This is a genomic window from Corynebacterium sp. H128, assembly GCF_037482625.1.
Lineage (GTDB): Bacteria > Actinomycetota > Actinomycetes > Mycobacteriales > Mycobacteriaceae > Corynebacterium.
The window spans coordinates 82,857-106,283 of record NZ_JBBHKW010000004.1 but is presented as its reverse complement, the minus strand read 5'-3'; the positions used below and the strand labels follow the sequence as shown (position 1 = coordinate 106,283).

Annotated in this window: 31 protein-coding genes; 21 read left to right on the top strand and 10 right to left on the bottom strand. The window is 58.0% G+C overall.

The genetic code is table 11. The features are described from left to right. Positions 1-219 precede the first annotated feature (219 nt). The 4 genes from rpsL to tuf all read left to right on the top strand — a co-directional run bounded on the left by rpsL (position 220) and on the right by tuf (position 4,958). Positions 220-588, top strand: coding sequence for a 30S ribosomal protein S12 (rpsL, locus tag WG915_RS05250; RefSeq protein ID WP_339564329.1), 369 nt, complete (start codon positions 220-222; stop codon positions 586-588). A 5-nt stretch (positions 589-593) separates the two neighbouring features. After that, the gene (gene rpsG, locus WG915_RS05245; protein WP_339564328.1) at positions 594-1,061 is read left to right on the top strand and encodes a 30S ribosomal protein S7; all 468 of its coding nucleotides are present in this window, start codon (positions 594-596) and stop codon (positions 1,059-1,061) included. Positions 1,062-1,331: 270 nt separating this feature from the next. Then, positions 1,332-3,458 (top strand): elongation factor G, encoded by a 2,127-nt coding sequence (fusA, locus tag WG915_RS05240; RefSeq protein WP_339564327.1) that lies wholly within the window; start codon positions 1,332-1,334, stop codon positions 3,456-3,458. Positions 3,459-3,767: 309 nt separating this feature from the next. Then, positions 3,768-4,958, top strand: coding sequence for an elongation factor Tu (tuf, locus tag WG915_RS05235; protein ID WP_339564326.1), 1,191 nt, complete (start codon positions 3,768-3,770; stop codon positions 4,956-4,958). Between the two features lie 83 nt (positions 4,959-5,041). Here the strand turns inward: tuf and WG915_RS05230 are convergent, their stop codons facing one another. From WG915_RS05230 to WG915_RS05205, 6 genes are read right to left on the bottom strand one after another with little or no spacing between them, the layout of a single operon-like run. Continuing rightward, a complete protein-coding gene (locus tag WG915_RS05230) occupies positions 5,042-5,608 on the bottom strand; it encodes a hypothetical protein (RefSeq protein ID WP_339564325.1) in 567 nt (188 codons plus the stop codon). Then, the gene (locus WG915_RS05225; RefSeq protein WP_339564324.1) at positions 5,605-6,138 is read right to left on the bottom strand and encodes a DUF6286 domain-containing protein; all 534 of its coding nucleotides are present in this window, start codon (positions 6,136-6,138) and stop codon (positions 5,605-5,607) included. The genes WG915_RS05230 and WG915_RS05225 overlap by 4 nt, the downstream gene beginning before the upstream one ends. Further along, positions 6,135-6,521: an Asp23/Gls24 family envelope stress response protein gene (locus tag WG915_RS05220; RefSeq protein ID WP_339564323.1), complete on the bottom strand. Its 387-nt coding sequence runs from the start codon at positions 6,519-6,521 to the stop codon at positions 6,135-6,137. The genes WG915_RS05225 and WG915_RS05220 overlap by 4 nt, the downstream gene beginning before the upstream one ends. Beyond that, on the bottom strand, positions 6,521-6,712 hold the full coding sequence (locus tag WG915_RS05215) for a hypothetical protein (RefSeq protein WP_339564322.1): 192 nt from the start codon (positions 6,710-6,712) through the stop codon (positions 6,521-6,523). The genes WG915_RS05220 and WG915_RS05215 overlap by 1 nt, the downstream gene beginning before the upstream one ends. Positions 6,713-6,722: 10 nt before the next feature. Beyond that, positions 6,723-7,004 (bottom strand): hypothetical protein, encoded by a 282-nt coding sequence (locus tag WG915_RS05210; protein ID WP_339564321.1) that lies wholly within the window; start codon positions 7,002-7,004, stop codon positions 6,723-6,725. Further along, the gene (locus tag WG915_RS05205) at positions 7,005-7,430 is read right to left on the bottom strand and encodes an Asp23/Gls24 family envelope stress response protein (protein WP_339564320.1); all 426 of its coding nucleotides are present in this window, start codon (positions 7,428-7,430) and stop codon (positions 7,005-7,007) included. 584 nt (positions 7,431-8,014) lie between these two features. Here WG915_RS05205 and rpsJ point away from each other — a divergent pair. The 15 genes from rpsJ (at position 8,015) to WG915_RS05130 (ending at position 17,707) form a co-directional block, all read left to right on the top strand. Next, complete coding sequence (rpsJ, locus tag WG915_RS05200) at positions 8,015-8,320, top strand: 30S ribosomal protein S10 (RefSeq protein ID WP_003848085.1); 306 nt, start codon at positions 8,015-8,017, stop codon at positions 8,318-8,320. Positions 8,321-8,350: 30 nt separating this feature from the next. Next, a complete protein-coding gene (gene rplC / locus WG915_RS05195; RefSeq protein ID WP_339564319.1) occupies positions 8,351-9,007 on the top strand; it encodes a 50S ribosomal protein L3 in 657 nt (218 codons plus the stop codon). Continuing rightward, positions 9,004-9,660: a 50S ribosomal protein L4 gene (gene rplD, locus WG915_RS05190; RefSeq protein WP_339564318.1), complete on the top strand. Its 657-nt coding sequence runs from the start codon at positions 9,004-9,006 to the stop codon at positions 9,658-9,660. The genes rplC and rplD overlap by 4 nt, the downstream gene beginning before the upstream one ends. Beyond that, on the top strand, positions 9,660-9,965 hold the full coding sequence (rplW, locus tag WG915_RS05185; protein ID WP_339564317.1) for a 50S ribosomal protein L23: 306 nt from the start codon (positions 9,660-9,662) through the stop codon (positions 9,963-9,965). Before rplD ends, rplW begins: the two co-directional genes overlap by 1 nt. 32 nt (positions 9,966-9,997) lie before the next feature. Further along, entirely contained in the window at positions 9,998-10,840 is an 843-nt protein-coding gene (gene rplB / locus WG915_RS05180; protein WP_339564316.1) for a 50S ribosomal protein L2, read from the top strand. 13 nt (positions 10,841-10,853) lie between these two features. After that, positions 10,854-11,132, top strand: a complete 279-nt coding sequence (gene rpsS, locus WG915_RS05175; protein WP_339564315.1) for a 30S ribosomal protein S19 — start codon at positions 10,854-10,856, stop codon at positions 11,130-11,132. Positions 11,133-11,135: 3 nt separating this feature from the next. Then, the gene (gene rplV, locus WG915_RS05170) at positions 11,136-11,498 is read left to right on the top strand and encodes a 50S ribosomal protein L22 (RefSeq protein WP_339564314.1); all 363 of its coding nucleotides are present in this window, start codon (positions 11,136-11,138) and stop codon (positions 11,496-11,498) included. Beyond that, the gene (rpsC, locus tag WG915_RS05165; protein WP_339564313.1) at positions 11,498-12,244 is read left to right on the top strand and encodes a 30S ribosomal protein S3; all 747 of its coding nucleotides are present in this window, start codon (positions 11,498-11,500) and stop codon (positions 12,242-12,244) included. Before rplV ends, rpsC begins: the two co-directional genes overlap by 1 nt. A 2-nt stretch (positions 12,245-12,246) precedes the next feature. Further along, the gene (rplP, locus tag WG915_RS05160) at positions 12,247-12,663 is read left to right on the top strand and encodes a 50S ribosomal protein L16 (RefSeq protein WP_339564312.1); all 417 of its coding nucleotides are present in this window, start codon (positions 12,247-12,249) and stop codon (positions 12,661-12,663) included. Next, positions 12,663-12,893 carry a 50S ribosomal protein L29 gene (gene rpmC, locus WG915_RS05155; protein WP_339564311.1) on the top strand — a complete coding sequence of 77 codons (231 nt, stop codon included), beginning with the start codon at positions 12,663-12,665 and terminating at the stop codon, positions 12,891-12,893. The genes rplP and rpmC overlap by 1 nt, the downstream gene beginning before the upstream one ends. Positions 12,894-12,895: 2 nt before the next feature. Beyond that, positions 12,896-13,183 carry a 30S ribosomal protein S17 gene (gene rpsQ, locus WG915_RS05150; RefSeq protein WP_339564310.1) on the top strand — a complete coding sequence of 96 codons (288 nt, stop codon included), beginning with the start codon at positions 12,896-12,898 and terminating at the stop codon, positions 13,181-13,183. A 240-nt stretch (positions 13,184-13,423) separates the two neighbouring features. Next, entirely contained in the window at positions 13,424-15,001 is a 1,578-nt protein-coding gene (locus tag WG915_RS05145) for an efflux RND transporter periplasmic adaptor subunit (RefSeq protein WP_339564309.1), read from the top strand. A gap of 4 nt (positions 15,002-15,005) precedes the next feature. Then, entirely contained in the window at positions 15,006-15,710 is a 705-nt protein-coding gene (locus tag WG915_RS05140) for an ABC transporter ATP-binding protein (RefSeq protein WP_339564308.1), read from the top strand. Then, a complete protein-coding gene (locus tag WG915_RS05135; RefSeq protein WP_339564307.1) occupies positions 15,700-17,004 on the top strand; it encodes an ABC transporter permease in 1,305 nt (434 codons plus the stop codon). The genes WG915_RS05140 and WG915_RS05135 overlap by 11 nt, the downstream gene beginning before the upstream one ends. A gap of 19 nt (positions 17,005-17,023) precedes the next feature. Then, positions 17,024-17,707, top strand: coding sequence for a hypothetical protein (locus tag WG915_RS05130; protein WP_339564306.1), 684 nt, complete (start codon positions 17,024-17,026; stop codon positions 17,705-17,707). A gap of 4 nt (positions 17,708-17,711) precedes the next feature. Here WG915_RS05130 and WG915_RS05125 read toward each other — a convergent pair whose 3' ends face one another. The 4 genes from WG915_RS05125 to WG915_RS05110 all read right to left on the bottom strand — a co-directional run bounded on the left by WG915_RS05125 (position 17,712) and on the right by WG915_RS05110 (position 22,508). After that, positions 17,712-19,313: a GTPase family protein gene (locus WG915_RS05125; RefSeq protein ID WP_339564305.1), complete on the bottom strand. Its 1,602-nt coding sequence runs from the start codon at positions 19,311-19,313 to the stop codon at positions 17,712-17,714. Between the two features lie 3 nt (positions 19,314-19,316). Beyond that, positions 19,317-20,993, bottom strand: coding sequence for a dynamin family protein (locus WG915_RS05120; protein WP_339564304.1), 1,677 nt, complete (start codon positions 20,991-20,993; stop codon positions 19,317-19,319). Between the two features lie 80 nt (positions 20,994-21,073). After that, entirely contained in the window at positions 21,074-21,766 is a 693-nt protein-coding gene (locus WG915_RS05115) for a hypothetical protein (RefSeq protein ID WP_339564303.1), read from the bottom strand. Positions 21,767-21,773: 7 nt separating this feature from the next. After that, entirely contained in the window at positions 21,774-22,508 is a 735-nt protein-coding gene (locus WG915_RS05110; RefSeq protein WP_339564302.1) for a hypothetical protein, read from the bottom strand. 232 nt (positions 22,509-22,740) lie between these two features. On the opposite strand from WG915_RS05110, the gene rplN reads away from it, so the two are divergent. Together rplN and rplX are read left to right on the top strand one after the other, a co-directional pair. Beyond that, on the top strand, positions 22,741-23,109 hold the full coding sequence (gene rplN / locus WG915_RS05105) for a 50S ribosomal protein L14 (RefSeq protein ID WP_339564301.1): 369 nt from the start codon (positions 22,741-22,743) through the stop codon (positions 23,107-23,109). Between the two features lie 3 nt (positions 23,110-23,112). Then, positions 23,113-23,427, top strand: coding sequence for a 50S ribosomal protein L24 (rplX, locus tag WG915_RS05100; RefSeq protein ID WP_339564300.1), 315 nt, complete (start codon positions 23,113-23,115; stop codon positions 23,425-23,427).

The window sequence follows — 23,427 nt, the reverse complement described above, 5'->3', positions numbered from 1 at the left end:
GAGCGGTTTTTGTTTTTGGATGCGGGTGGGGTAAGGTTTGCTATCAGTCCCACGTCTAGATGGTGGGAGCCCAACTTTCCCAGTAAGCCAGCGAGAGCGGCTGACTGGGTTACGCACGTTTAAAAACGAACCGCGCACCTGTTGGGCTGTGAACGAGAACAATTCAATCTTCGGTCGGCCGCTAGGCCAAGACGGCCGACTTATACAGAAAGACGGTTCATGCCAACTATTCAGCAGCTGGTCCGCAAGGGCCGCCACGACAAAACTGCCAAGGTAGCTACCGCGGCACTGAAGGGATCTCCTCAGCGTCGTGGCGTGTGCACCCGTGTGTACACCACCACTCCAAAGAAGCCTAACTCTGCACTGCGTAAGGTTGCCCGTGTGCGCCTGACCTCCGGCATTGAAGTTTCTGCCTACATCCCAGGTGAGGGCCACAACCTCCAGGAGCACTCCATGGTGCTCGTTCGTGGTGGTCGTGTGAAGGACCTCCCAGGTGTTCGCTACAAGATCGTGCGCGGCTCCCTCGACACCCAGGGTGTCAAGGACCGCAAGCAGGCACGTTCCCGCTACGGCGCAAAGAAGGGATAAGAGGAATGCGTAAGGGAAAGGCTCCAGTACGCCCGGTCGTCAAGGACCCGGTATACGGCTCTGAAACTGTTACCCAGCTGGTTAACAAGGTGCTGCTCGACGGCAAGAAGTCTACCGCAGAGCGCATTGTGTACAACGCGCTTGAGGCTTGCCGCGAGAAGACCGGCACTGACCCAGTGCTGACCCTCGAGAAGGCACTTGGCAACATCAAGCCAGACCTCGAGGTTCGCTCCCGCCGTGTTGGTGGCGCTACCTACCAGGTTCCTGTTGAGGTTCGCCCCGGCCGCGCTAACACCTTGGCACTTCGTTGGTTGGTTAACTTCACCCGCCAGCGCCGTGAGAACACCATGGTTGAGCGTCTTGCTAACGAGATCCTCGATGCCGCAAACGGCCTCGGTGCTTCCGTGAAGCGTCGCGAAGATACCCACAAGATGGCGGAAGCAAACCGCGCCTTCGCGCACTACCGCTGGTAATAATTGCGTTAAGAAATGGCCCCGTCGCCGACAATCCCGATGCTGGCTCCTGCAAAGGTCCGCAGCGCGGCGACTCATCGGTACGGGGTCATATCTGTATCTAAGTCCACTGCGGGCACTACAAACCGAAACTTCGGGCTGTAATTCGCGAGAAATAGTGGCAGAATTAACCGAGTACATATATTCATCGGCGGATTTGGTGACCTGATCGCTACCCAGCGAAATATCCGGCACCAATAACGCCCACAACTGACGAGTTGGGGAACCACTGTGGCACAAGAAGTGCTTAAGGACCTGAAAAAGGTTCGCAACATCGGCATCATGGCGCACATTGATGCTGGTAAGACGACCACCACTGAGCGTATCCTGTTCTACACGGGTATTAACCGCAAGGTTGGCGAGACGCACGATGGCGCATCGACTACCGACTGGATGGAGCAGGAGAAGGAACGCGGCATCACCATTACCTCCGCTGCTGTTACCTGTTTCTGGCACGATAACCAGATCAACATCATCGATACCCCGGGCCACGTTGACTTCACTGTTGAGGTTGAGCGCTCCCTGCGCGTCCTCGACGGCGCAGTTGCTGTCTTCGACGGCAAGGAAGGCGTTGAGCCACAGTCCGAGCAGGTGTGGCGTCAGGCTGCGAAGTACGACGTTCCACGTATCTGCTTCGTGAACAAGATGGACAAGATGGGTGCGGACTTCTACTTCACCGTGCAGACCATCATCGACCGCCTTGGCGCCAAGCCTTTGGTTCTCCAGCTTCCTATCGGTGCTGAAGATGACTTCGACGGCATCGTTGACCTCGTCGAGATGCGGGCATTGACCTGGCGCGGCAAGGTTGAGGTCGGTGCCGACACAACCATCGAGGAAATCCCAGCCGATCTCGTCGATAAGGCTAACGAGTGGCGCGAGAAGCTGCTCGAAGCAGTTGCAGAGTCCGATGAAGCTCTCATGGAGAAGTACTTCGGTGGCGAAGAACTCACCATCGAGGAGATCAAGGGCGCCATCCGCAAGATGACCGTCAACTCTGAGGTCTACCCAGTTCTTTGTGGCACCGCATACCGCAACAAGGGCGTACAGCCACTGCTCGACGCCGTTATTGACTACCTGCCTACCCCGCTGGACATCGGCGAGGTTCACGGCCACAAGGTGAACGACGAGACCGTCGACTTGATCCGTAAGCCTTCTGACGAAGAGCCATTCTCTGCTTTGGCATTCAAGATTGCTGCACACCCATTCTTCGGCAAGCTGACCTTCGTCCGTGTCTACTCTGGCATGGTTGAGCCAGGCGCTCAGGTGATGAACTCCACCAAGGGTAAGAAGGAACGTATCGGCAAGCTGTTCCAGATGCACGCCAACAAGGAGAACCCTGTTGACGCAGCACACGCTGGTAACATCTACGCCTTCATCGGCCTGAAGGACACCACCACCGGTGACACCCTCTGCGATGCAAACGATCAGATCATCCTCGAGTCCATGGACTTCCCGGATCCGGTTATTGAAGTTGCCATCGAGCCTAAGACCAAGGCAGACCAGGAGAAGCTGGGTACTGCTATCCAGAAGCTCGCGGAAGAGGACCCAACCTTCACCGTGAAGCTTGATGAAGAGACCGGCCAGACCGTCATCGGCGGCATGGGCGAACTTCACCTCGACGTTCTTGTTGACCGCATGAAGCGTGAGTTCAAGGTTGAGGCTAACGTTGGTGCTCCTCAGGTTGCCTACCGCGAAACTATTCGTAAGGCAGTTGAGAACCTCGACTACACCCACAAGAAGCAGACCGGTGGTTCCGGCCAGTTCGCAAAGGTCATCGTTTCCATCGAGCCTTATGCTCCAGAGCTGGAAACCCTGGAAGAGGGCGAGTCCCCGATCTACAAGTTCGAGAACGCCGTCACCGGTGGCCGCGTGCCTCGCGAGTACATCCCGTCTGTGGACGCTGGTATCCAGGACGCCATGCAGTACGGCTTCCTTGCTGGTTACCCACTGGTCAACATCAAGGCAACCCTCGTAGACGGCGCATACCACGACGTTGACTCTTCGGAAATGGCCTTCAAGATCGCCGGCGCTCAGGTCCTCAAGGCTGCCGTCGAAAAGGCAAAGCCAGTTCTGCTGGAGCCTTTGATGGCCGTTGAGGTCACCACTCCAGAGGAGTACATGGGTGACGTTATCGGTGACCTGAACTCCCGTCGTGGCCAGGTCAACGCAATGGAAGATCGTTCCGGCGCAAAGGTCGTCAAGGCCAAGGTTCCACTATCTCAGATGTTTGGTTACATTGGTGACCTGCGTTCCCGCACTGCGGGCCGCGCAAACTTCACCATGATCTTTGATTCCTACGCGGAGGTTCCAACCAACGTTGCGGCTGAGATCATCGCTGAGCGTAACGGCACCAAGTAATCCCAGGTCAAGTGTTCGTGGAGGGCTAGTTTTGCCAGAACAATTAGCCCTCCTATAATGCGAATGAGCCAATGAGTAGTGGCCTGCTGAGCACCCGTTTGAACGGTTGTTGAGTTGGCCATTACTCTAGGCAAAAGCTAGGAGTACTTGAAAGGTTTGTTTTCTCAGGCCTTGGACCCTAGTATCATGTAACTGGCAGAAATAAAGCCGTGTGCTTCCTCACCTTAACTGCGGGGGAGGTGCATGGATACAAACCACCAAATGTGGCTGCGAAGGTCGTAGCCACCATGAAGTCCAGGAGGACATACAGTGGCAAAGGCGAAGTTCGAGCGCACGAAACCGCACGTAAACATCGGCACCATCGGTCACGTTGACCACGGTAAGACCACCACCACCGCGGCTATCACCAAGGTTCTGGCTGACGCTTTCCCTGAGCTCAACCAGGCTTTCGCTTTCGACGCCATCGACAAGGCACCGGAAGAGAAAGAGCGTGGCATTACGATTAACATCTCCCACGTTGAGTACCAGACCGAGAAGCGCCACTACGCACACGTTGACGCTCCAGGCCACGCCGACTACATCAAGAACATGATCACCGGCGCAGCTCAGATGGACGGCGCTATCCTCGTCGTTGCTGCTACTGATGGCCCAATGCCACAGACCCGTGAGCACGTTCTCCTCGCTCGCCAGGTTGGCGTTCCTTACATCCTCGTTGCTCTGAACAAGTGCGACATGGTTGACGATGAAGAAATCATCGAGCTCGTTGAGATGGAAGTTCGTGAGCTGCTCGGTGAGCAGGAGTACGACGAAGAGGCTCCTATCGTTCACATCTCTGCTCTGGGCGCCCTGAACGGCGAGCAGAAGTGGGTTGACTCCATCCTCGAGCTCATGCAGGCTTGTGATGATTCCATCCCAGATCCAGTACGTGAGACCGAAAAGCCATTCCTCATGCCTGTCGAGGACATCTTCACCATTACCGGTCGTGGCACCGTGGTTACCGGTCGTGTTGAGCGTGGCTCCCTGAAGGTTAACGAGGAAGTTGAAATCCTCGGTATCCGTGAGAAGTCCACCACCACCACCGTTACCGGCATCGAGATGTTCCGCAAGCTGCTCGACTACACCGAGGCTGGCGACAACTGTGGTCTGCTGCTTCGTGGTATCAAGCGCGAAGACGTTGAGCGTGGCCAGATCGTTGCTAAGCCAGGCGCTTACACCCCTCACACCGAGTTCGAGGGCTCTGTCTACGTTCTTTCCAAGGATGAGGGCGGCCGCCACACCCCATTCTTCGACAACTACCGCCCACAGTTCTACTTCCGCACCACCGACGTTACCGGTGTTGTGAAGCTTCCTGAGGGCACCGAGATGGTTATGCCTGGCGACAACGTCGACATGTCCGTCACCCTGATCCAGCCAGTTGCTATGGACGAGGGCCTGCGCTTCGCTATCCGCGAAGGTGGCCGTACCGTTGGCGCTGGTCGTGTAACCAAGATCAACAAGTAGTAACTACTTGATGCTCAGCGCTTAGGCGCAAAACACAAGGCTGTGGCCCGTAACCATCATGGTTACGGGCCACAGCCTTGTTTCTAGCGAGTCTTACGTTCGACTGGAGCGAAGTGAAGCTGGAATGCGAGCGCGATGGAATCGTCCTGCAGAGCTGCAGAAATGTCCTTCTGGGATTGCTCGGCATGTGCTATCAGTGCGCGCAGAGGGGCGCTGGGCTCTGCATCCACTTTGATGATCATCACTCGTTGACCATGGTCCCTCCGCACCACATCACGAGTGCGGATTACGCCCGGGACGATTTTGAAGCTAGTTGCTACCGCTGCTGCTACTTCGCTTAAGTCGACCTCAATCGCTCCAGCAGAGTTGGAAGCTACGGTGGCTACCCGGCGAATCCGATTACGTTGGAAGTTTCCGACGATGATCCATGCGGCCAAGAAGAACAGCACAATGCCGGCCATGGCGACAGCTGGCAAGAACCACGCGTGTCCAGGGATCGTGCCCCAGGCATGCGGCTGCAATAGATCGACAAACCTTTGCGCCACCGGATAATTCAGGTACAACCCTATGGATAGCATTCCGGCAAGAGTAAGAAGCAGCCCGACTGCGCAAACAAATACGCGGTCGAGGACATCAGTTAACGTATTCATCGATCTTCTCCATTCCGCGGGGAAGTGCGCAGCACCAACTGGGGTACCGTAGCCAGTTCCGCAATCAGCGGAGTGATGCTGGCGGAGACGCGCTCAGTGACATCATCGTCGTGACTGCTACAGGTGATAGTGACGGTGACGGTAGTGCGGGTGACATAGGTAGAGGCACGTCGGACCCCAGGTACCTTCTCTGCGGTCGCAGTGCATTGTCGTGCAATGTCGACATCACGAATCCAGATGTTGGCAGCTGAGGCAACTGCTCGGTGAGTCTTTCGCCGCGGCTTGATACCGATTGCCACCAGGACTAATCCGAGCAGCAATGCGAAGATGCCGGCGTAGAGCATCCAGTCTTCATAGGTGGCACGTCCGATGATCTCAAAGACTGGAACTAGCCAGCTTTCTAGCTGCGTTCCTGTACGTTTGGTCCACAACTCGCGGGCCGCGACGAAAGCCAACCCCAGGAGACTGAAACTGAGCAGCACTGCGACCCACCGCGCGGCTGGATGTGAACGCGGAATGTAGTTCTTCATCGCTGGCCTCGAATCTTAACTGGAATCGGAACCAGTGCAGGCAGCTGGAGATCTTCACGGTCGATGCGCCGGCTGGTAGAAATTACCGGGCCCACCACAACATTGCAAGTATCCACCTTTAATCCGGCCAATACTCGTACATGCTCGATGATCGTGCGTTGTACGGCGGCAGCTACCTCATTAACGGGACTAGGCCAGGTCACTGCGATGAAAACCTCGACGCTCATGGCGGTGGCAGTGTCATCGAGTTGGACGTCGCAGCGTGGAAAGGCTCTGCCCGTGAGCCGCCCCATCCCAGTAGAGAAACTGACAGTCCCGGGTACTGAGTCCACTGCGGCCTCTACGATCTTGGTCAGCGCGCGTTCGGTAACAACTACAGACATCAGCCGCGACGTCCCCGTCCGATGTTGTCCCACGCGCTACGAAGATCAATGATGCCGTCGAAATGCGCTCCGATAGCTGCGCCGATCGCGGAAAACAGCAGGGCCCAAAATAGGCCGAGCCAACCGCCGAGAATCAGCGCGAAAGCACAAGCGAGCCCCAAGAAAAGGCCAGTGCGTAAATTAGTTGGCATGGTGGGGTCCTTAGTCGATATCGCCGATAGTTACGTGAACTGGGAGGTTGCTCAGGGGCTGTGTGGCGGCCACGATGACGTTGCCAAGCATGCGTAGATCGCCTGCATCGCGCGTGGCGACGACGTGGATTTCCAAACAGTGGTCGGTGACCCGCACACCCGGGACACGCTCGCCGGGGTAGAGCAGTGCGACCTCCCCGAACAAGCCGGGATGCATGTCGTGCACACCCGGAATGCTGCGGACAATGCTGAGCAACTCCAGCGCGGCTGCCTTGGAAAGCTGCGCTGACATCTATTTGACTCGCGGAGGACTGGTCGGTTCCTCGGAATCCTCCTCGTCCCGGGCGAGGAAAATGTCATGGACCGTAATATTTACTTCAGCCACCTCGAGACCTGTCATACGCTCGAGCGCAAGGATGACATTGCGTCGAATTGCTTCGGCAAGCTCGTGGATGGCTACGCCGTATTCGGCAACAATGGCAATATCAACGGCTGCCTGTGTGGCACCAACTTCCACAGAGACGCCCTGTTGCATATTGGTTCGAGATCCGGGAATGTTCTCTCGAAGCGCGCCGACCATGCGGGCAGTTCCGCCGCCGAGCGCATGAACCCCGGAAACCTCACGAGCGGCCATACCGGCGATTTTAGAAACAACCACATCTTCGATCTGAGTGCGACCGCGACTGTCTGGCGTGGGTACTGGCAATGCTTCGGACATGTCGATGTCTCCTCTAGGTAAAAACAGCAGGTCTCACTCAATCCTAGGTGCATTTTCATCTTTGGGAAATGCTGATTGTGTACTTGCTAACATTTCCTGCGGACAGGGCTTGTATTTTTATTTCCTGCGTGCTTTACTAGTCAGGTTGCTTTAACAACGCGTTAATTCTGTGTGTCTAACACCGGAGATCGTGATGGTAGGGCAAACATGAACTTCCTTCTTAAAGGTGGGAGGTTGTTCGTACTCTGGAGCCCGGCTCAGGAGTGCGGAGGACCGAAGCATGAAGGGGCATGGCAAATAAACAGCGGCAGTCGGCAAGGAACACGCTTATCGCGAGATAGGATCCCTTCCACTTGATGAAGATGCGCAGAGTATGGCGTGGATAACACGGTGCTTTCCTCTTCAGTTCAAGGCCCGAGATGCAGGTGCGTTTGCAATGCAACTTCGTCTCTTCGGACCTTAACTAGTAAGTCAAGTAACTGGCGTTGGACGCCAAGCCCCAACAGGCTCGGACAACGTTATAGAGAAATCAGCGATTCCCACCGCTCAAGAATTGATGTGGGACAGCGAGGAAGAGGATAAGCGTGGCGGGACAAAAGATCCGCATTAGGCTCAAGGCCTACGACCACGAGGCGATCGACGCATCTGCGAAGAAAATCGTCGAGACGGTCACCCGTACCGGTGCCCGCGTTGTCGGCCCTGTGCCACTGCCTACTGAAAAGAACGTTTACGCCGTTATTCGTTCTCCACACAAGTACAAGGACTCTCGTGAGCATTTCGAAATGCGCACTCACAAGCGTCTGATTGACATCCTCGACCCGACGCCGAAGACGGTTGACGCGCTCATGCGCATCGACCTTCCGGCTAGCGTCGACGTGAACATTCAGTGATCGACGGAAATACTTGGCGGAGAATAGATAATGAGTGAAAACGAAGTAAAGGGCATTCTGGGCACCAAGCTCGGCATGACCCAGATCTTCGACGAGGATAACCGCGTAATTCCGGTAACCGTCGTCGAAGCTGGTCCATGTGTCGTAACCCAGATTCGCACCGTTGAAACCGATGGCTACAACGCCATCCAAATCGCCTTTGGCGAAATCGACCCACGCAAGGCAAACAAGCCTGCTGCCGGCCACTTCGGCAAGGCTGGTGTCACCCCACGTCGTCACGTAACCGAAATCCGCATGGATGATGTTTCCGGTTACGAAGTTGGCCAGGACGTCACCGTTGACATCTTCGAAGGCATCACCTTCGTTGACGTCACCGGCACCTCCAAGGGCAAGGGCTTCGCTGGTGGCATGAAGCGTCACGGCTTTGCTGGCCAGGGCGCATCCCACGGTAACCAGGCAGCTCACCGCCGCGTCGGCGGTATTGGTGCTTGTGCTACCCCAGGTCGCGTCTTCAAGGGCACCCGCATGGCAGGTCGCATGGGTAATGACCGCGTCACCACCCAGAACCTGAAGGTTCAGAAGATCGACGCCGAGGCAAACCTCCTGATCATCAAGGGTGCTATCCCTGGTGTTCGCGGTGGCCTCGTAACCGTTAAGACCGCAGTGAAGGGCGGTGCACACGCATGACCAATCTAAAGTTGGACGTCCACACCGCTGACGGCAAGACCTCCGGCACGGTTGAACTACCTGCCGAGATCTTTGACCGCGAAGCATCTGTTGCTCTCATGCACCAGGTTGTCAACGCACAGCGCGCAGCTGCTCGCCAGGGCACCCACGCAACGAAGACTCGTGCGATGGTCTCCGGTGGCGGCAGGAAGCCGTTCCGCCAGAAGGGAACCGGTCGCGCTCGTCAGGGCTCGATCCGTGCTCCACACTTCGCTGGTGGCGGCATCGCGCACGGCCCACAGCCTCGCAACTACGAGCAGCGCACCCCTAAGAAGATGATTAAGGCTGCACTGTACGGCTCCCTGTCTGACCGTGCACGCAACGATCGTATTCACGTGGTAACTGAGCTCGTACCGGGTCAAACCCCATCTACGAAGTCTGCACGTGCATTCCTCGAGCGTCTGACCGAGCGCAAGAACGTACTCGTCGTCCTCGGCCGTGAAGACATCACCGCATGGAAGAGTGTTAACAACCTCCCAGGCGTACACACCCTGGCAGCTGATCAGCTGAACACTTACGACGTCCTCAAGTCTGATGACATCGTGTTCTCTGTTGAGGCTCTTAACACCTTCATCGACCGCGCTACCGGCGCGGCCAAGGAGGAGGCTAAGTAATGGCTACCATCGCAGATCCACGCGACATCATCCTCGCACCGGTCGTATCTGAAAAGTCTTACGGCCTCATGGAGCAGGGTCAGTACACCTTCCTGGTGGCTCCTTCCTCCAACAAGACTGAGATCAAGATTGCTATCGAGCAGATCTTTGGTGTCAAGGTTGCTTCCGTTAACACCATCAACCGTGAGGGCAAGCGCAAGCGTACCCGCACCGGTTATGGTCAGCGTAAGGCCACCAAGCGCGCCATCGTCACCCTGCGCGAGGGCAGCGATCCAATCGACATCTTCGGCGGTTCCGCCTCCTAAGCGGCGGCGGAAAGTTAAGGACCAGAAAAACTATGGCTATTCGTAAGTACAAGCCGACAACCCCGGGTCGCCGCCAGAGCTCCGTTTCGATGTTCGAGGAGATCACTCGCTCGACTCCGGAGAAGTCTCTGCTGCGCCCGCTGTCCAAGTCGGGCGGCCGTAACGTACACGGCCACATCACCACCCGTCACAAGGGTGGCGGACACAAGCGTCAGTACCGTGTCATCGACTTCCGTCGTGCAGACAAAGACGGTATCACCGCTAAGGTCGCTCACATCGAGTACGACCCAAACCGTACCGCTAACATTGCTCTCCTTCACTTCCGTGATGGTGAGAAGCGATACATCATTGCTCCTAAGGGCCTGAAGCAGGGCGCTATCCTCGAGTCCGGCGCAAACGCCGACATCAAGGTTGGCAACAACCTGCCACTGCGCAACATCCCTGCTGGTGCAACCATCCACTGCGTGGAGCTGAAGCCAGGTGGCGGTGCCAAGATGGCCCGTTCCGCAGGTACCTCCATTCAGCTGCTCGGTAAGGAAGGCACGTACGCAATCCTGCGTATGCCGTCTTCTGAAATCCGTCGCGTTGACATTCGTTGCCGTGCAACCGTTGGTGAGGTCGGCAACGCTGACCAGATCAACATCCGTTGGGGCAAGGCCGGCCGTATGCGCTGGAAGGGCGTTCGCCCAACCGTCCGTGGTGTCGTTATGAACCCGGTCGATCACCCACACGGTGGTGGTGAAGGTAAGACCTCCGGTGGTCGTCACCCAGTTTCTCCTTGGGGTCAGCCAGAGGGTCGTACCCGCAAGCCAAACCGTCCGTCCGATCGCCTGATCGTTCGTCGCCGCCGCTCCAACAAGAACAAGAAGCGCTAAGAGGAGGTAGAAAATGCCACGCAGCCTTAAGAAGGGCCCGTTTGTCGATGAGCACCTCCTCAACAAGGTCGACGCTCAGAACGAAAAGGGCACCAAGCAGGTCATCAAGACCTGGTCTCGCCGCTCCACCATTCTCCCTGATTTCATCGGTCACACCTTCGCCGTCCACGACGGTCGCAAGCACGTGCCGGTATTCATTGATGACTCCATGGTTGGCCACAAGCTCGGCGAGTTCGCACCAACCAAGACCTTCAAGGGTCACATCAAGGAAGACAAGAAGGGACGTCGATAAGCGATGAGTGACCAAATCACCACCGCCCGCGCGACCGCGCGCTTCGTCCGGGTCACCCCGATGAAGGCACGCCGCGTCATCGATCTCGTTCGCGGCAAGACCGTGTCCGAGGCAATGGCTATCCTGAAGTACGCCCCACAGGCTGCTGCAGAGCCAGTTGCAAAGGTCGTTGCATCCGCAGCAGCAAACGCTGAGAACAACTTCGGCATGGATCCACGCACCTTGGTCATCTCTGAGGCATACGCCGATGAGGGACCAACCATGCGTCGCTTCCAGCCACGTGCTCAGGGTCGCGCATTCATTATCCGTAAGCGCACCAGCCACATCACCGTGGTTGTTGAGAGCCAGAAGGAAGGGGCCAAGTAGTGGGCCAGAAAATCCATCCACACGGCCTACGCTTGGGCATTACTTCCGACTGGAAGTCCCACTGGTACGCCGACAAGTCTTACTCTGACTACATCGCAGAAGACATCAAGATCCGCGAGTTCCTCGCTAAGGGCCTCGACCGCGCCGGCGTTGCCGACGTCGTCATCGAGCGCACCCGCGATCGCGTCCGCGTTGACATTCACACCGCCCGCCCGGGCATCGTGATTGGTCGTCGCGGCTCCGAAGCTGACCGCATTCGCGGTGAGCTGGAGAAGCTGACCGGCAAGCAGGTCGCACTCAACATTCTTGAGGTCAAGAACATCGACGCTAACGCTCAGCTGGTGGCACAGTCCATCGCCGAGCAGCTCACCAACCGTGTGGCATTCCGTCGCGCTATGCGCAAGGCAATCCAGGGCGCAATGCGTCAGCCACAGGTCAAGGGCATCAAGGTTGTATGTTCCGGTCGTCTCGGCGGCGCCGAGATGTCTCGCACCGAGCGCTACCATGAGGGTCGCGTTCCGCTGCACACCCTTCGCGCCGAAATCGACTACGGTACCTACGAAGCTCACACCACCTTCGGACGCATCGGCGTCAAGGTGTGGATCTACAAGGGTGACGTTGTTGGTGGCCGTCGCGAGTCCGAAATGAACGCACCAGCTGCCGGCCGTGGCCGCGGCGATCGTCGCGAGCGTCCACGTCGTGGTGGCCAGCGTCGTCAGCGTGCAGAGCAGAAGCAGGAGGGCTAAGAATGCTTATCCCTAAGCGCGTCAAGTACCGCCGTCAGCACCGCCCACACCGCACTGGTGTTTCCAAGGGTGGCAACCGCGTTACCTTCGGTGATTACGGCATCCAGGCTCTCGAGCCTGCCTACATCACCAACCGTCAGATCGAGTCCGCTCGTATCGCCATCAACCGCCACGTCAAGCGTGGTGGCAAGGTATGGATCAACATTTTCCCTGACCGCCCACTGACCCAGAAAGCACTCGGCGTGCGTATGGGTTCCGGTAAGGGTGGCGTGGAAAAGTGGGTCGCCAACGTCAAGCCAGGTCGCATTCTCTTTGAGATGAGCTACCCAAACGAAGAAACTGCTCTCGAAGCGCTTCGTCGTGCTGGCCAGAAGCTGCCTTGCAAGGTCCGCATCGTTAAGAAGGAGGACCAGTTCTAATGGCATCTGGTATCCCTGCACACGAGCTCCGCGAGCTCAATGCTGAAGAGCTGACCAACCGTCTGAAGGAAGCCAAGGAAGAGCTCTTCAACCTGCGCTTCCAGATGGCAACCGGCCAGCTGACCAACAACCGCCGCCTACGCGTGGTCAAGCAGGACATTGCCCGTATCTACACGGTTATCCGTGAGCGCGAGCTGGGCCTGTCCGTTGTCCCGGGAGCTGAGGCTTAATCATGAGTGAGGCAACTGTGAACAACACTGAAAAGAAGGAAAAGGGCGGCCGCAAGGTTCGTACCGGCTACGTTGTTTCCGACAAGATGACTAAGACCATTGTCGTCGAATTGGAAGACCGTAAGCAGCACGCACTGTACGGCAAGACCATTCGTTCCAACTCGAAGGTCAAGGCTCACGATGAAGAGGAGATCGCCGGCATCGGTGACCTCGTCAAGATCGAGGAGACCCGTCCGCTGTCTAAGGACAAGCACTTCCGTCTCGTCGAAATCGTCGAGAAGGCCCGCTAGTCTGGCCGAGTTATCAGCTCCACTCAGTGGAGTGTGGTAATTCAGCAAGGGCAAGCCCCAGCCAAGTTTTTGGCCGGGGCTTGCCCTTTTTGCACGTCTACAACACTCTTCCCAACAATGCTGAGCAAACAAGGGGGTAGGGTAAACCCTGATATTTGTCAGGGTTTGTTGAATCTATTTTTCCGTAGCTCCTATTCTTATAATGTTGGCTACCAGAAACTACACAAAGGAATCGCGGAAATGCGGAAAAAGCTCGTTGCAGGCATCGCAGCGTTGGCCGTCGTTGGCGGAGGGGGGGCCTGGGCTGCTGCCTCAATACTGGGCAAAGATTCCTATCCCGCGATCGCGGCCTCTGAGGTCAAAGAGGTAGAGAAGAAGGACGTGGTGGCCAAGGTCGCGACTACGGGCGAAGTCATGGCGGACAAATACACCTCGGTGACTTCGCGTCTGACTGGGCCAGTGCTAGAGCTGAAGGTGCGCGCAGGCGACAAGGTACAAGCGGACCAAGTCCTCGCCCGCATGGACACCACAGAACTCCAGCGTCAGGTTGAACTACAAGCTGCGCAGCAAGCGGAAGCAGCCGCAGCTGCTCAACAACAACTCGCTACGGCTCAAAATGCGTACCAGCAGTCGCGGGACCGCTACCAGATGGGCATGAACCCGGAGATCAACAGCGCTACGGCTGCGCTGCGCCAAGCTGACTCCGAACTAACCTTGGCCCAGAAGCAATATAACGACCTGCAATCCGACCGCCTCCAAGGCGCAGATCCGCGCATCGCTGAACAAGACCGGGCTCTCGTCGCAGCGCGTGACGAGAACCGAGATGCTGCTATCGAGCTTGCCCGGATTACTGCGACCACAATCTACGGGGTACTGGTGGAAGATACCGCCTCGCCGGTGGCAACCCTAGACATGGCGACTGCCGAGGATCGCCTCGACCGAGCTGAGCGCGACGCCGACCTCAAGCAGCAAGAAATGCAGCGCACCCTCGTGGCAGTGGATCGAGATCTCGCGGTAGCACAAGCCAAGGTCGCGGATGCTGCGGCGGCGCAACAAGAAGCTGCGTTGGCCGTGGAGTCCGCTCGACTCGCCACCCTGCAACAAATCGACGCCGAGAGAATCGCCGCTGAGCAAGCCGCGGCGGGGGTGGACGCAGCCGGTGCTAGCCAATCAGTTACTTCGCGACACATGCAGGTGGATATGTCGGAGGCTGAGGTGCGTGCACCGCATGCCGGGGTGATCTCAGAGTTGGGTGCGATAGAAGGCGCGGCCCCTGAAGGCGTGCTGCTTACTGTCGCCGATACCGATCGGCTCACCGTGACGGCGAAGGTGAAGGAATCTGAGGTCGGCAAGCTTAAGGCCGGAGACGAAGTCACGTTTACTACGCCGGCAACCGGGGATAAGAAGTTTAGTGGCAATGTGGTCCGGATTTCCCCGGTAGCGCAGACTCCACAGGCGGAAGGCGAGAAGCAGCCGAGTCAGAAGGCAGAGTTCCCGGTCGAGATCGCAGTAACCGGGGACAAGGAGGGGCTCCGGCTCGGAGCTAGCGCGAAGCTGCAGATTGTCGTCGATAAGCGCCCCCAAGCTCTCGCCGTGCCGCGGGAAGCCGTGATCAAAACCGAGACTGGTCATGACGTGCTCATCCTGGCGGAGGAGTCAGATGCCTGGCGGGTCAAGCGAGTCCCGGTGGACCTGGTCACAGAAAGCAACTTTGATGCGGTGATCACAGGGCCAGAAATTAAAGCTGGCACCAAGGTGGTGACGTCGGTAAGTAAGCACGAGGCGGACGTCGATAAGCTCGTATCGATTGAGGGGTAGCGCGATGACGCACCTCATCGACTTACGCGGCATCGTCCGCACTTTCAACGCCGGGCTTGACAGTGAATTAACCGTGCTGCACGGGGTGGATTTTCATATCGATCCGGGGGAATTCGTGGCGGTGATTGGTGCCTCGGGATCCGGTAAATCGACACTGATGAACATTGTCGGGATGCTGGATCGCCCCACTGCAGGCAGCTACAGTTTCGACGGCGTGAACGTGCTGGAATCCGACGACGATGAGCTCGCGCGCTACCGGAGCGAAAACATCGGCTTCGTCTTTCAGAACTTCAACCTCATCGGAAGGATTGACGCCCTGAAAAACGTGGAGATGCCGATGATGTACGCGGGAGTCAAGGTCAATCAGCGACGTGAACGCGCACAAGAGCTACTAGAAATGGTGGGGATGGCAGACCGCATGGGGCACCTGCCGAATCAGCTTTCTGGTGGACAGAAGCAGCGCGTAGCTATTGCCCGGGCATTGGCGAACAACCCGGACCTCATCCTGGCTGATGAACCTACCGGTGCGCTCGACACCGCGACCGGAAGGATGGTCATGGACCTGTTCCATGAGCTCAACCAGGAACATGGGACCACGATCGCCTTCATTACGCACAACCCCGAGCTTGCGGCAGAAACACAGCGCACCGTCATGATGGTCGACGGCAAAATCATGGCGGCAGAGGAAGAGACAACCGATGTCCATTAGAGAGGCCATTTCGCTAGCGCTCGGCAGCCTAAAGACTGCGAAAATGCGCTCCATGCTGACACTGCTCGGCATCATCATCGGTATCGCTTCCGTGATTACCATCATGACGCTTGGCCATGCCCTCAAAACCCAGACTTTCGGAAGCCTGGCTGCACTCGGGGCGAGTGACCTGTCAGTTTCCGTGACCCAGCGCAGCGAAGCTGCGGAAGAGGAACAAAACTACTTCAACGAAGCCGTGGCCGACCCGGATTCCCTCATCACCGAAGCACAAGTCGAGGCGCTCCGAGAACATTTCGGGCCGCAGATCAGTGGCGTCGGGATCGGTAACCCCAGCTATCAGCGAGGTGAAGTACACCGCCTCAGCTCCATTGGAGCCAGCCTTGCTGCGAAGGACCAGAAAGTGTCTTTGGCTCCCGTGAACGCAGATTTCCTGTGGATGAACAGCGTTGATATCGAAGCGGGACGCCCCATACTGGAGCAAGACCTTTCAGAGGAGCGGCATGTAGCGGTGATCTCGCCCGAAGTCTCCGATGCGCTATTCGAAGGCGATGCGAATGCTGCCTTGGGCTCCGAAATAGAGTTCACCGCTGAGGGTGAATCGCAGGTGTTCAACGTGGTGGGAGTGGCGAAGAAAGCGAAGCAAGGGCTGCTAGTCGGCTCGATGGAAACCGCCTCTGTATATATTCCTTATGCTTTGCTGCCCGCAGAAGTTGATTCGGATTCGGGGGTTCTGACGCCTGACGCGTACTCCAGCATCAGCGTTCGGGTTGCCGGGACTGGTGACAGTAATCAACTTAAGCAGGATATCCAGTCCTACTTCGATCAGCTTTATGAGAGCAATGATGACTACCGGGTCAAAGTGTCGGACTTTGGTAGCGAACTGGAGTCTGTCAATAGCGTGCTGAACTCGATCAGCATGGTGGTAGCGGCTATCGGTGGCATTTCCCTCCTCGTTGGTGGCATCGGCGTCATGAACGTCATGCTCATCACCGTGACTGAACGTACCCGAGAGATTGGCGTGCGGAAGGCCCTTGGGGCGCGCCGTCGGGACATCAAATGGCAGTTTGTGATCGAGGCGATGATTATCGGACTTGTCGGCGGAATGATTGGCGTGGTGATCGGTTCCGTATTCGGCATGATCGGTGCCCAACTGTTGGGTACTTTCGTGTTCCCTCCGCTCGGCGTGGTGCTGGTATCGCTGTTGTTCTCGCTGGCTACCGGCCTGTTCTTCGGCTACTACCCCGCAGCGAAAGCTGCGCGGCTGAACCCGATCGATGCCTTGCGCTACGAATAGCTCGCCTAGACTCAGGGGAGTGAAAGACCCCACTCGAATACCAAAACTGCTCGGCCAGGTTCAGGACCTATGGGAGGCGCTGCCGCAGCTCGACTTTGCCGACCTGCTCCGGTTACTGGACAACAGTGGCGTGGGTGGCTTGGATGATGCGGACGCGGCAGAGGCACTCCAACAGCTCGGCCAGCGCTATCCGCGCACCGTGCAGCACACTTCGGTGGCAGTGACGGTGCGAACACAAGAACATCTTCTTAGCCTAGATGCAGAAACCGTGGTTGTTCGAAGTTCTCACGCGCGCGCAGCGCAACGCCCCGTGACTTGGGCCTTGGACGAGGTCATCAAAGCTGAGGTGGGTGCACCGCTCATCCTGAGGGACACCACAGGAATACGCCGCCGCTTCGGGGTAGTCGAGCAGATCCGCCCGCTTATCGACGCCCCTAAACTTTCACTTACCCACTTACCAGCACTCGACCGACGCACGCTCGGCGAAGATAGCTTCGTGGTGTCCTGCGAAGGCGACGTCACGGTTTCGCTTGCCCACGCGCTGCGGACATTTCACCAGCAGCGCCGCAACACCACCATGACTGAATTGCCGTGGGACTTAGTACTCCCCACCGCAGTGGGAGAGCAGCTGGTGGTGCAGCTGCGCGATGGCGGTGGCAACGTAGATTTAGGCCGCATCACGGCCATCACACGGGCGTCCTAGACGGCTACCTCGCAGTGGCAATGGCGAGCTGCTTGTGGAAGTCGAGGTAGCGGCTCCGGACGTCGAGCAGCGGTGCGGTGACCTGCTCTGCACTAAGCTCCTGCACTTCGCGACGCAGCGCCCTGCGGGTCCGTGATTTGATACCCGCACCGATCGCTGCGCCAAACACCGCGGTGAACAGGCCGAGCAGTATGCCCAGGAGGAGACCTCCTGCGATGAGTAACGTCGGCAGCGGCCAGCCCTCAATGTGAGGGATGAGGGGGCCGTCAACCAGTGGGTCAATGAGCCCAGGGAAGAAGGCTACGGCCAGGTACCAGCCGATGCCAGCCAGAGCAGCGAGCAAAGCAAGCCACTGTACGAAGGTGAACAGCCCCCAGACCTTGCTGGGCTGTGCGGGCAGCTCAGTACGGGCAGCGGTGCGGTCGAGTTGCTCGGGCAGCGCCTCGATAATGTCCTCAGTGCGATCCGAGATCTGGTTTGCCCACCGTTCTGGCAATCCGCTGGCTACCGACGTAGCGTATTCGCGCACGCCCCGGTTGGCTACCGCGCGCCGGGATGCGTCGATAGGCGGGAGCGAGCTACGGTGAACGCCGACCTCATCGGACTTCTCCTGAAGGCCGAGTCTACGCAGCGGGTCTGGGCGAAGCCGCAGCATCCACGAGGTCAGCAGCCACCCCGTTTTGAGGCCGAGGCGCTTCCGGTATGCGGCTGCGGTGACGCCGGAGATGTATTCGGTACCAGCGGCCTGAGCGAGGGCATCATCCAGGGCCTTCTTCTCAGAATCGGTGACCTTCTTTAGCTTCTCACTCCCCAGCAGTGGGGCTGTCACGGCAGCTATGTCTGCCTCCAGGCGTGCCGTCTGGGCGGAATGCGCGGAGGCAACCTTTGCGATGGCGCCCCGGATGTCTGCCACGCCGGCGCCCGTCTTGGCACTCGTGGCAATGACCTTAACTTTCTGCAGCCCGTCTTCCACTAGGAGCTGCTCCAAGGATTGCGTGACGGGACGCAAATCCTCCGGGCGCAGTTTGTCTGACTTGTTGAGCACCGCTAGCGTCACCGAGCTGTGCGCGGCATGAGGCCGGATGAAGTGATCATGAATGATCGTATCCGCGTACTTTTCGGGATCGGTGACCCAGACCAACACATCAACTTGGCCAGCCAAGCGGCTAGCGATCTCTCGGTGGATCGGTTCCACGGAGTCAAAGTCGGGCAGATCCAGCAGGATCAGCGGACCCGCATCGCGTGCGAAATCCCCACTGCGATTGCGACGGTCCTCCACCTCCAACCAATCGAGTAGCTCTTCAGCGCCTTCGGGATGCCACACCGCCGCCAGGGGAGAGGAGGTAGTAGGGCGCCGCGCAGCGGTCTTACCTAGGTCTTCCCCAACGACGGCATTGAACAAAGAAGTCTTGCCGGAGCCGGTGGCGCCGAAAAAGCCCACGACAGTATGGTCCGCGGACAAGGCACGACGCTGCGCCGCACTATCGATGACGTGCCTGAGAGCCTCTTCCTCTGCCGGGCTGAGCATGCCTTGGGCGAGTTCAGCCGCGGTTTCTAAAGCCGCCAGGCGCTGGCCTAAGGTTGCCTTGGACTTGAAAACACCCATGTCTTAGGCACCTGCTTCCGCATTAGCGTGGTCGCGGGCCACGGTGAGGTCTTGTGAGCTCGAGCCACGCACAAGGTCGTCAGTAACCTCGTAATAACGGCTACGCTCTGACCCGAACAACGTTTCAATGCGACTATCCAGGTCAGTGCGGGCGTGCTTGGCCATCCGCCGCACAGCATCCTCACCAAAGATCGTCTCCAACATCTTTTGGCCGAGCACTGCGGAGCCGCCAGCGATCGCGATCTCGCCTCCAGTCAGCCCAGCGGTAGAAGCAAAGACAACCAGCATCAGCGCTACGGTGACCACATTGAGCCCCAAAGACATGATGCGGGCCTGCATCCGTTTGTCGCCCGCGCTGTTTTGAATAGTGTCCACGAGGCTTGCCTGCCAGTCGCGTACCAGCTGGGCAGTAGCCTCTGTGATGTCGGCGCTGGCATGAGCCAGCTCTGGGCTTGCCGACGCCCGCAACTCCGGAGCCGCAGTACCCAGATGAGACCAGCTGCGCGTCGCTGCAGTTTCTGCGGCATCCACGACGACCGCATGCAACCCGGCTTCAATTTCAGTCTCCACTTCCCGCACCGGCGCCGGCTTGCCAGTGAAGAAGCTACCGAGGCGATCCACTGCCAGGGAATACCACCGCTCCATGGTTCGGAAAGCATCCGAGGTTCCCACGAAGTCTTGCCAGCGCTGCATAACCTCCTTGCGCAGCAGGTTGCCGTCCTGGGTGGCATCAATCACCTGGTCGCGGGCGCGTGCATAGGTGTCATCGATGGCGCCGTCGAGCTGGGCGGCGAATTCTTCCTCACGCGCCTTAATCTCAGCGAGCCCGGTTACCTTTGCCGTGATCTGTCCAACCACGCCTTGCACCGTCTTCGCTGCCATTGCTCTGCGGGCGACAGAATCCGCAGCCAGCTGCGCCAAATGATCGCGCAGCGGAGCAACAAGGTCGGGTGCAAGCAGCCCGGAAAGATGCTCAACATAGGGCACCGTGATGAGCTTCGAATCACCGAGCTGGGCGTCGAGCATCATGCGCCGGAGATCCTCCGGGACAGTCCGCATCGCTTCCTCGTCGACCCGGTTGAGCACCACTATGACCTCGATGTTGCGGGATGCCGCATCGTGCAGGAAATTCCAAACCAGCTGATCTGCGTACCGCGCCGGGGTGGTGACAAAGATCCACAGGTCCGCCGCCGCAAGGAGCTGCGAGGCGAGGGCCCGGTTCTTATCATCGATGGAATCGAAGTCGGGGGCGTCGAGAAGCGCGAGGCCCGGCCGCAGAGTCTCGGTGGTTACGGTGCGTAGTGAGGTGGCGGTGGGATTCGCAGCAGCCGCGCCGTGTTCGCGGGCGAGGCCTGGTAAAACCTGTCCAGCGGCGAACCACTCGGCATCCTCCGGATTGGCCACCAGAACCGGTTGGCGGGTAGTCGGCCGGATCGCGCCGGAAACACTCACTTGCGAGCCCACAACGGCGTTGACCAGCGTCGATTTTCCGCTGCCGGTGGAACCGCCGATCACGGCAAGTAGCGGTGCATCGATGTTTGCCAGCCGCGGCAGAACATAGTCGTCTACCTGGTGGACGAGGGCCTGGGCAGTCTCCTGCGCGGAAGGTTCCAACACGAAGGTGGTGTCGGAGAGTACGTCGCGCAGCTGAGTGACTGAGGCGGAAGTGTGCTCGATCATTTCTCTATTGTTCCACTGTTTAGGCGCTGCCGGTGTAAATCGTGCAAAGACTCAACACGGTGAGAAGCGCAGGAGGGGCCTTAGGTTTGTCGATAAGACTTGAAGCACGCAATCGCAGTCAGCAGAGCGGCAGGGATCCACGTAACGGGTGACAGCGCCACAGTGAGGAAGCCAATCACTGCAATGATGCTGGACATTAGAGACAGGTCGCGCGCCGGCGACGGCAGTACCGCGAGAGTTCGTGTCAACTGCAACACGCCGACCATGGCGGGGACGGCGTGGAGCTGCGAAATGACCCAATCCTGTGAGAACGGGTACAAAGAGCAGAGCAGCCAACACGGCCCTGCCAGCGCGTAGCCGAGAAGGAACGCTAGCGGCCAGGGGCTTTTCGCCGCAGCGGAGGCGTGCTTAGTGAAGCGAGCTGAAGTTGCCGCGAAGAGCGCAACACCGAGAGCGAATACGGTGAACAGAGCGTAATGGATGTGCAGGCCAGGAGAAAGCACGTCATCACCCGGATCCATGGTGTCAAGGGCCGCGATGATCCACAGCAAAATCCCAATGACTGCACTTAGGGAGCCAAGAATGCGGCTGGAAAGCAGCTCGCTGCGGTAGCACGCTAGGCCGATAACGGCACACGTGACGAGCCCTAGGATTGCCACCAATGGTGTTCGGGTTGGCAAAAGAAAAACGGAACCAAGAATCAGCAGACTAAACCAGCCTGCGATCAGCATCGGCCCCGGCGGAACTGAGTTCAGAAGCTTTGAAGTGAACATAACTCCGCTACTCTTCGCGTGCCGGGCGTTCTTGCCGGCCCCGGCGCCAGGGACGCAGCTGGAACGATTCAACGACCGCAGCAGCAAAAGTACTGAGTAGTGCCAATTCGCTACCAAAAAGCCCGAAGAAGGGAATGGCCCCCAGCATGCATAGCACCGCGCCAATGGTGGACAAGATCTTCGCGTGCGGGTTGTGCTTGACGTTAGTGGCCACCAGCAACTGGATGCCGCCGATGAAAACGGGCACCAACAGCAATGGGATGAACCAGTCCTGGAGAGCCGTATCTAACGCCTGGTTTGAGTATCGGTACCACGTGAAGGCCTGAGCTGCTAGCTGCAAAGCCAGGAACAGTGCGGCCCAGGTGAAGCGGTATTGTGCCCGCTCTAGCCACGGTTGGACAATCGCTCCGAACAATGCAAAGGCTGTGATCACAAATCCCACAACGGCCAAAAGACCAGTGATGTTGATGACGGGATCGCCTGGTTCTGAGGTGAGCGCAACAAGCAGCCAACTGCCCCAACCTGGCAAATTGAGCAGAGAACCGACGATCGCTAGCGCCTTGGGTGTTCCCACCGTGTGCTTGCGGTATACGCTGAACAGGACTACGGCAGAGCCGAGTAAGGCTAGAACGCTGGGGACAATGAGACGTGCCGGCCAGGAGAGGCCAAATCCGCTGCCGAGGAAAACTAACGCAGCGATCGCCTGCAAGGTGAGGCCGGCTAACAGTAGGCGATAGGTCATAGCTTTAGAGCTTAGCTGGCGTGGAAAGCTTTATCGGAAACACGGATTTTGAAGCGAAACTCCAGCGTGTTAGGCTACTTCAGTTGCACAACCCGCGAGATCCATAATCCCAGCTTTGGCTAAGGAAATGGGCCCGGAACTTTTTCGTGTTTTACCTTGTGCAACACCGACCGCGTGCGCTCGGGACGGAAATCCGGCGCACATCAAGTTTCAACCAGGTCAGGAGACCCTAGTGATTCAGCAAGAATCGCGTCTGAAGGTTGCCGATAACACCGGTGCACGTGAAATCCTGTGCATCCGCGTTCTCGGTGGCTCCACTCGACGCTTTGCTGGCATTGGCGACGTCATCGTCGCTACTGTCAAGGAAGCTGCCCCAGGCGGCAACGTAAAGAAGGGCGAGATTGTCAAGGCAGTCATCGTCCGCGCCAAGAAGGAAACCCGTCGCGCAGACGGCTCCTACATTCGCTTCGATGAGAACGCTGCAGTTCTCATCAAGAACGACAACGAGCCAAAGGGAACCCGTATCTTCGGCCCAGTCGCTCGTGAGCTTCGTGACAAGAAGTTCATGAAGATCGTTTCTCTCGCACCGGAGGTGATCTAACCCATGAAGATCCATAAGGGCGATAACGTACTCGTCATCTCCGGCCCAGACAAGGGCGCAAAGGGCAAGGTCATTCAGGCTTTCCCAAAGACCAACAAGGTCATCGTTGAGGGTGTCAACCGCATCAAGAAGCACGTTGCTAACTCCGCACCAGAGCGTGGCGCAGAGTCCGGCGGCATCGTGACTCAGGAAGCCCCGATCCACGTTTCGAACGTCATGGTTCTCGACGCCGACGGCAACCCAACTCGCGTTGCCTACCGCGTAGACGAGAACGGCAAGCGCGTTCGTATCTCGCGTAAGAACGGGAAGGACATCTAA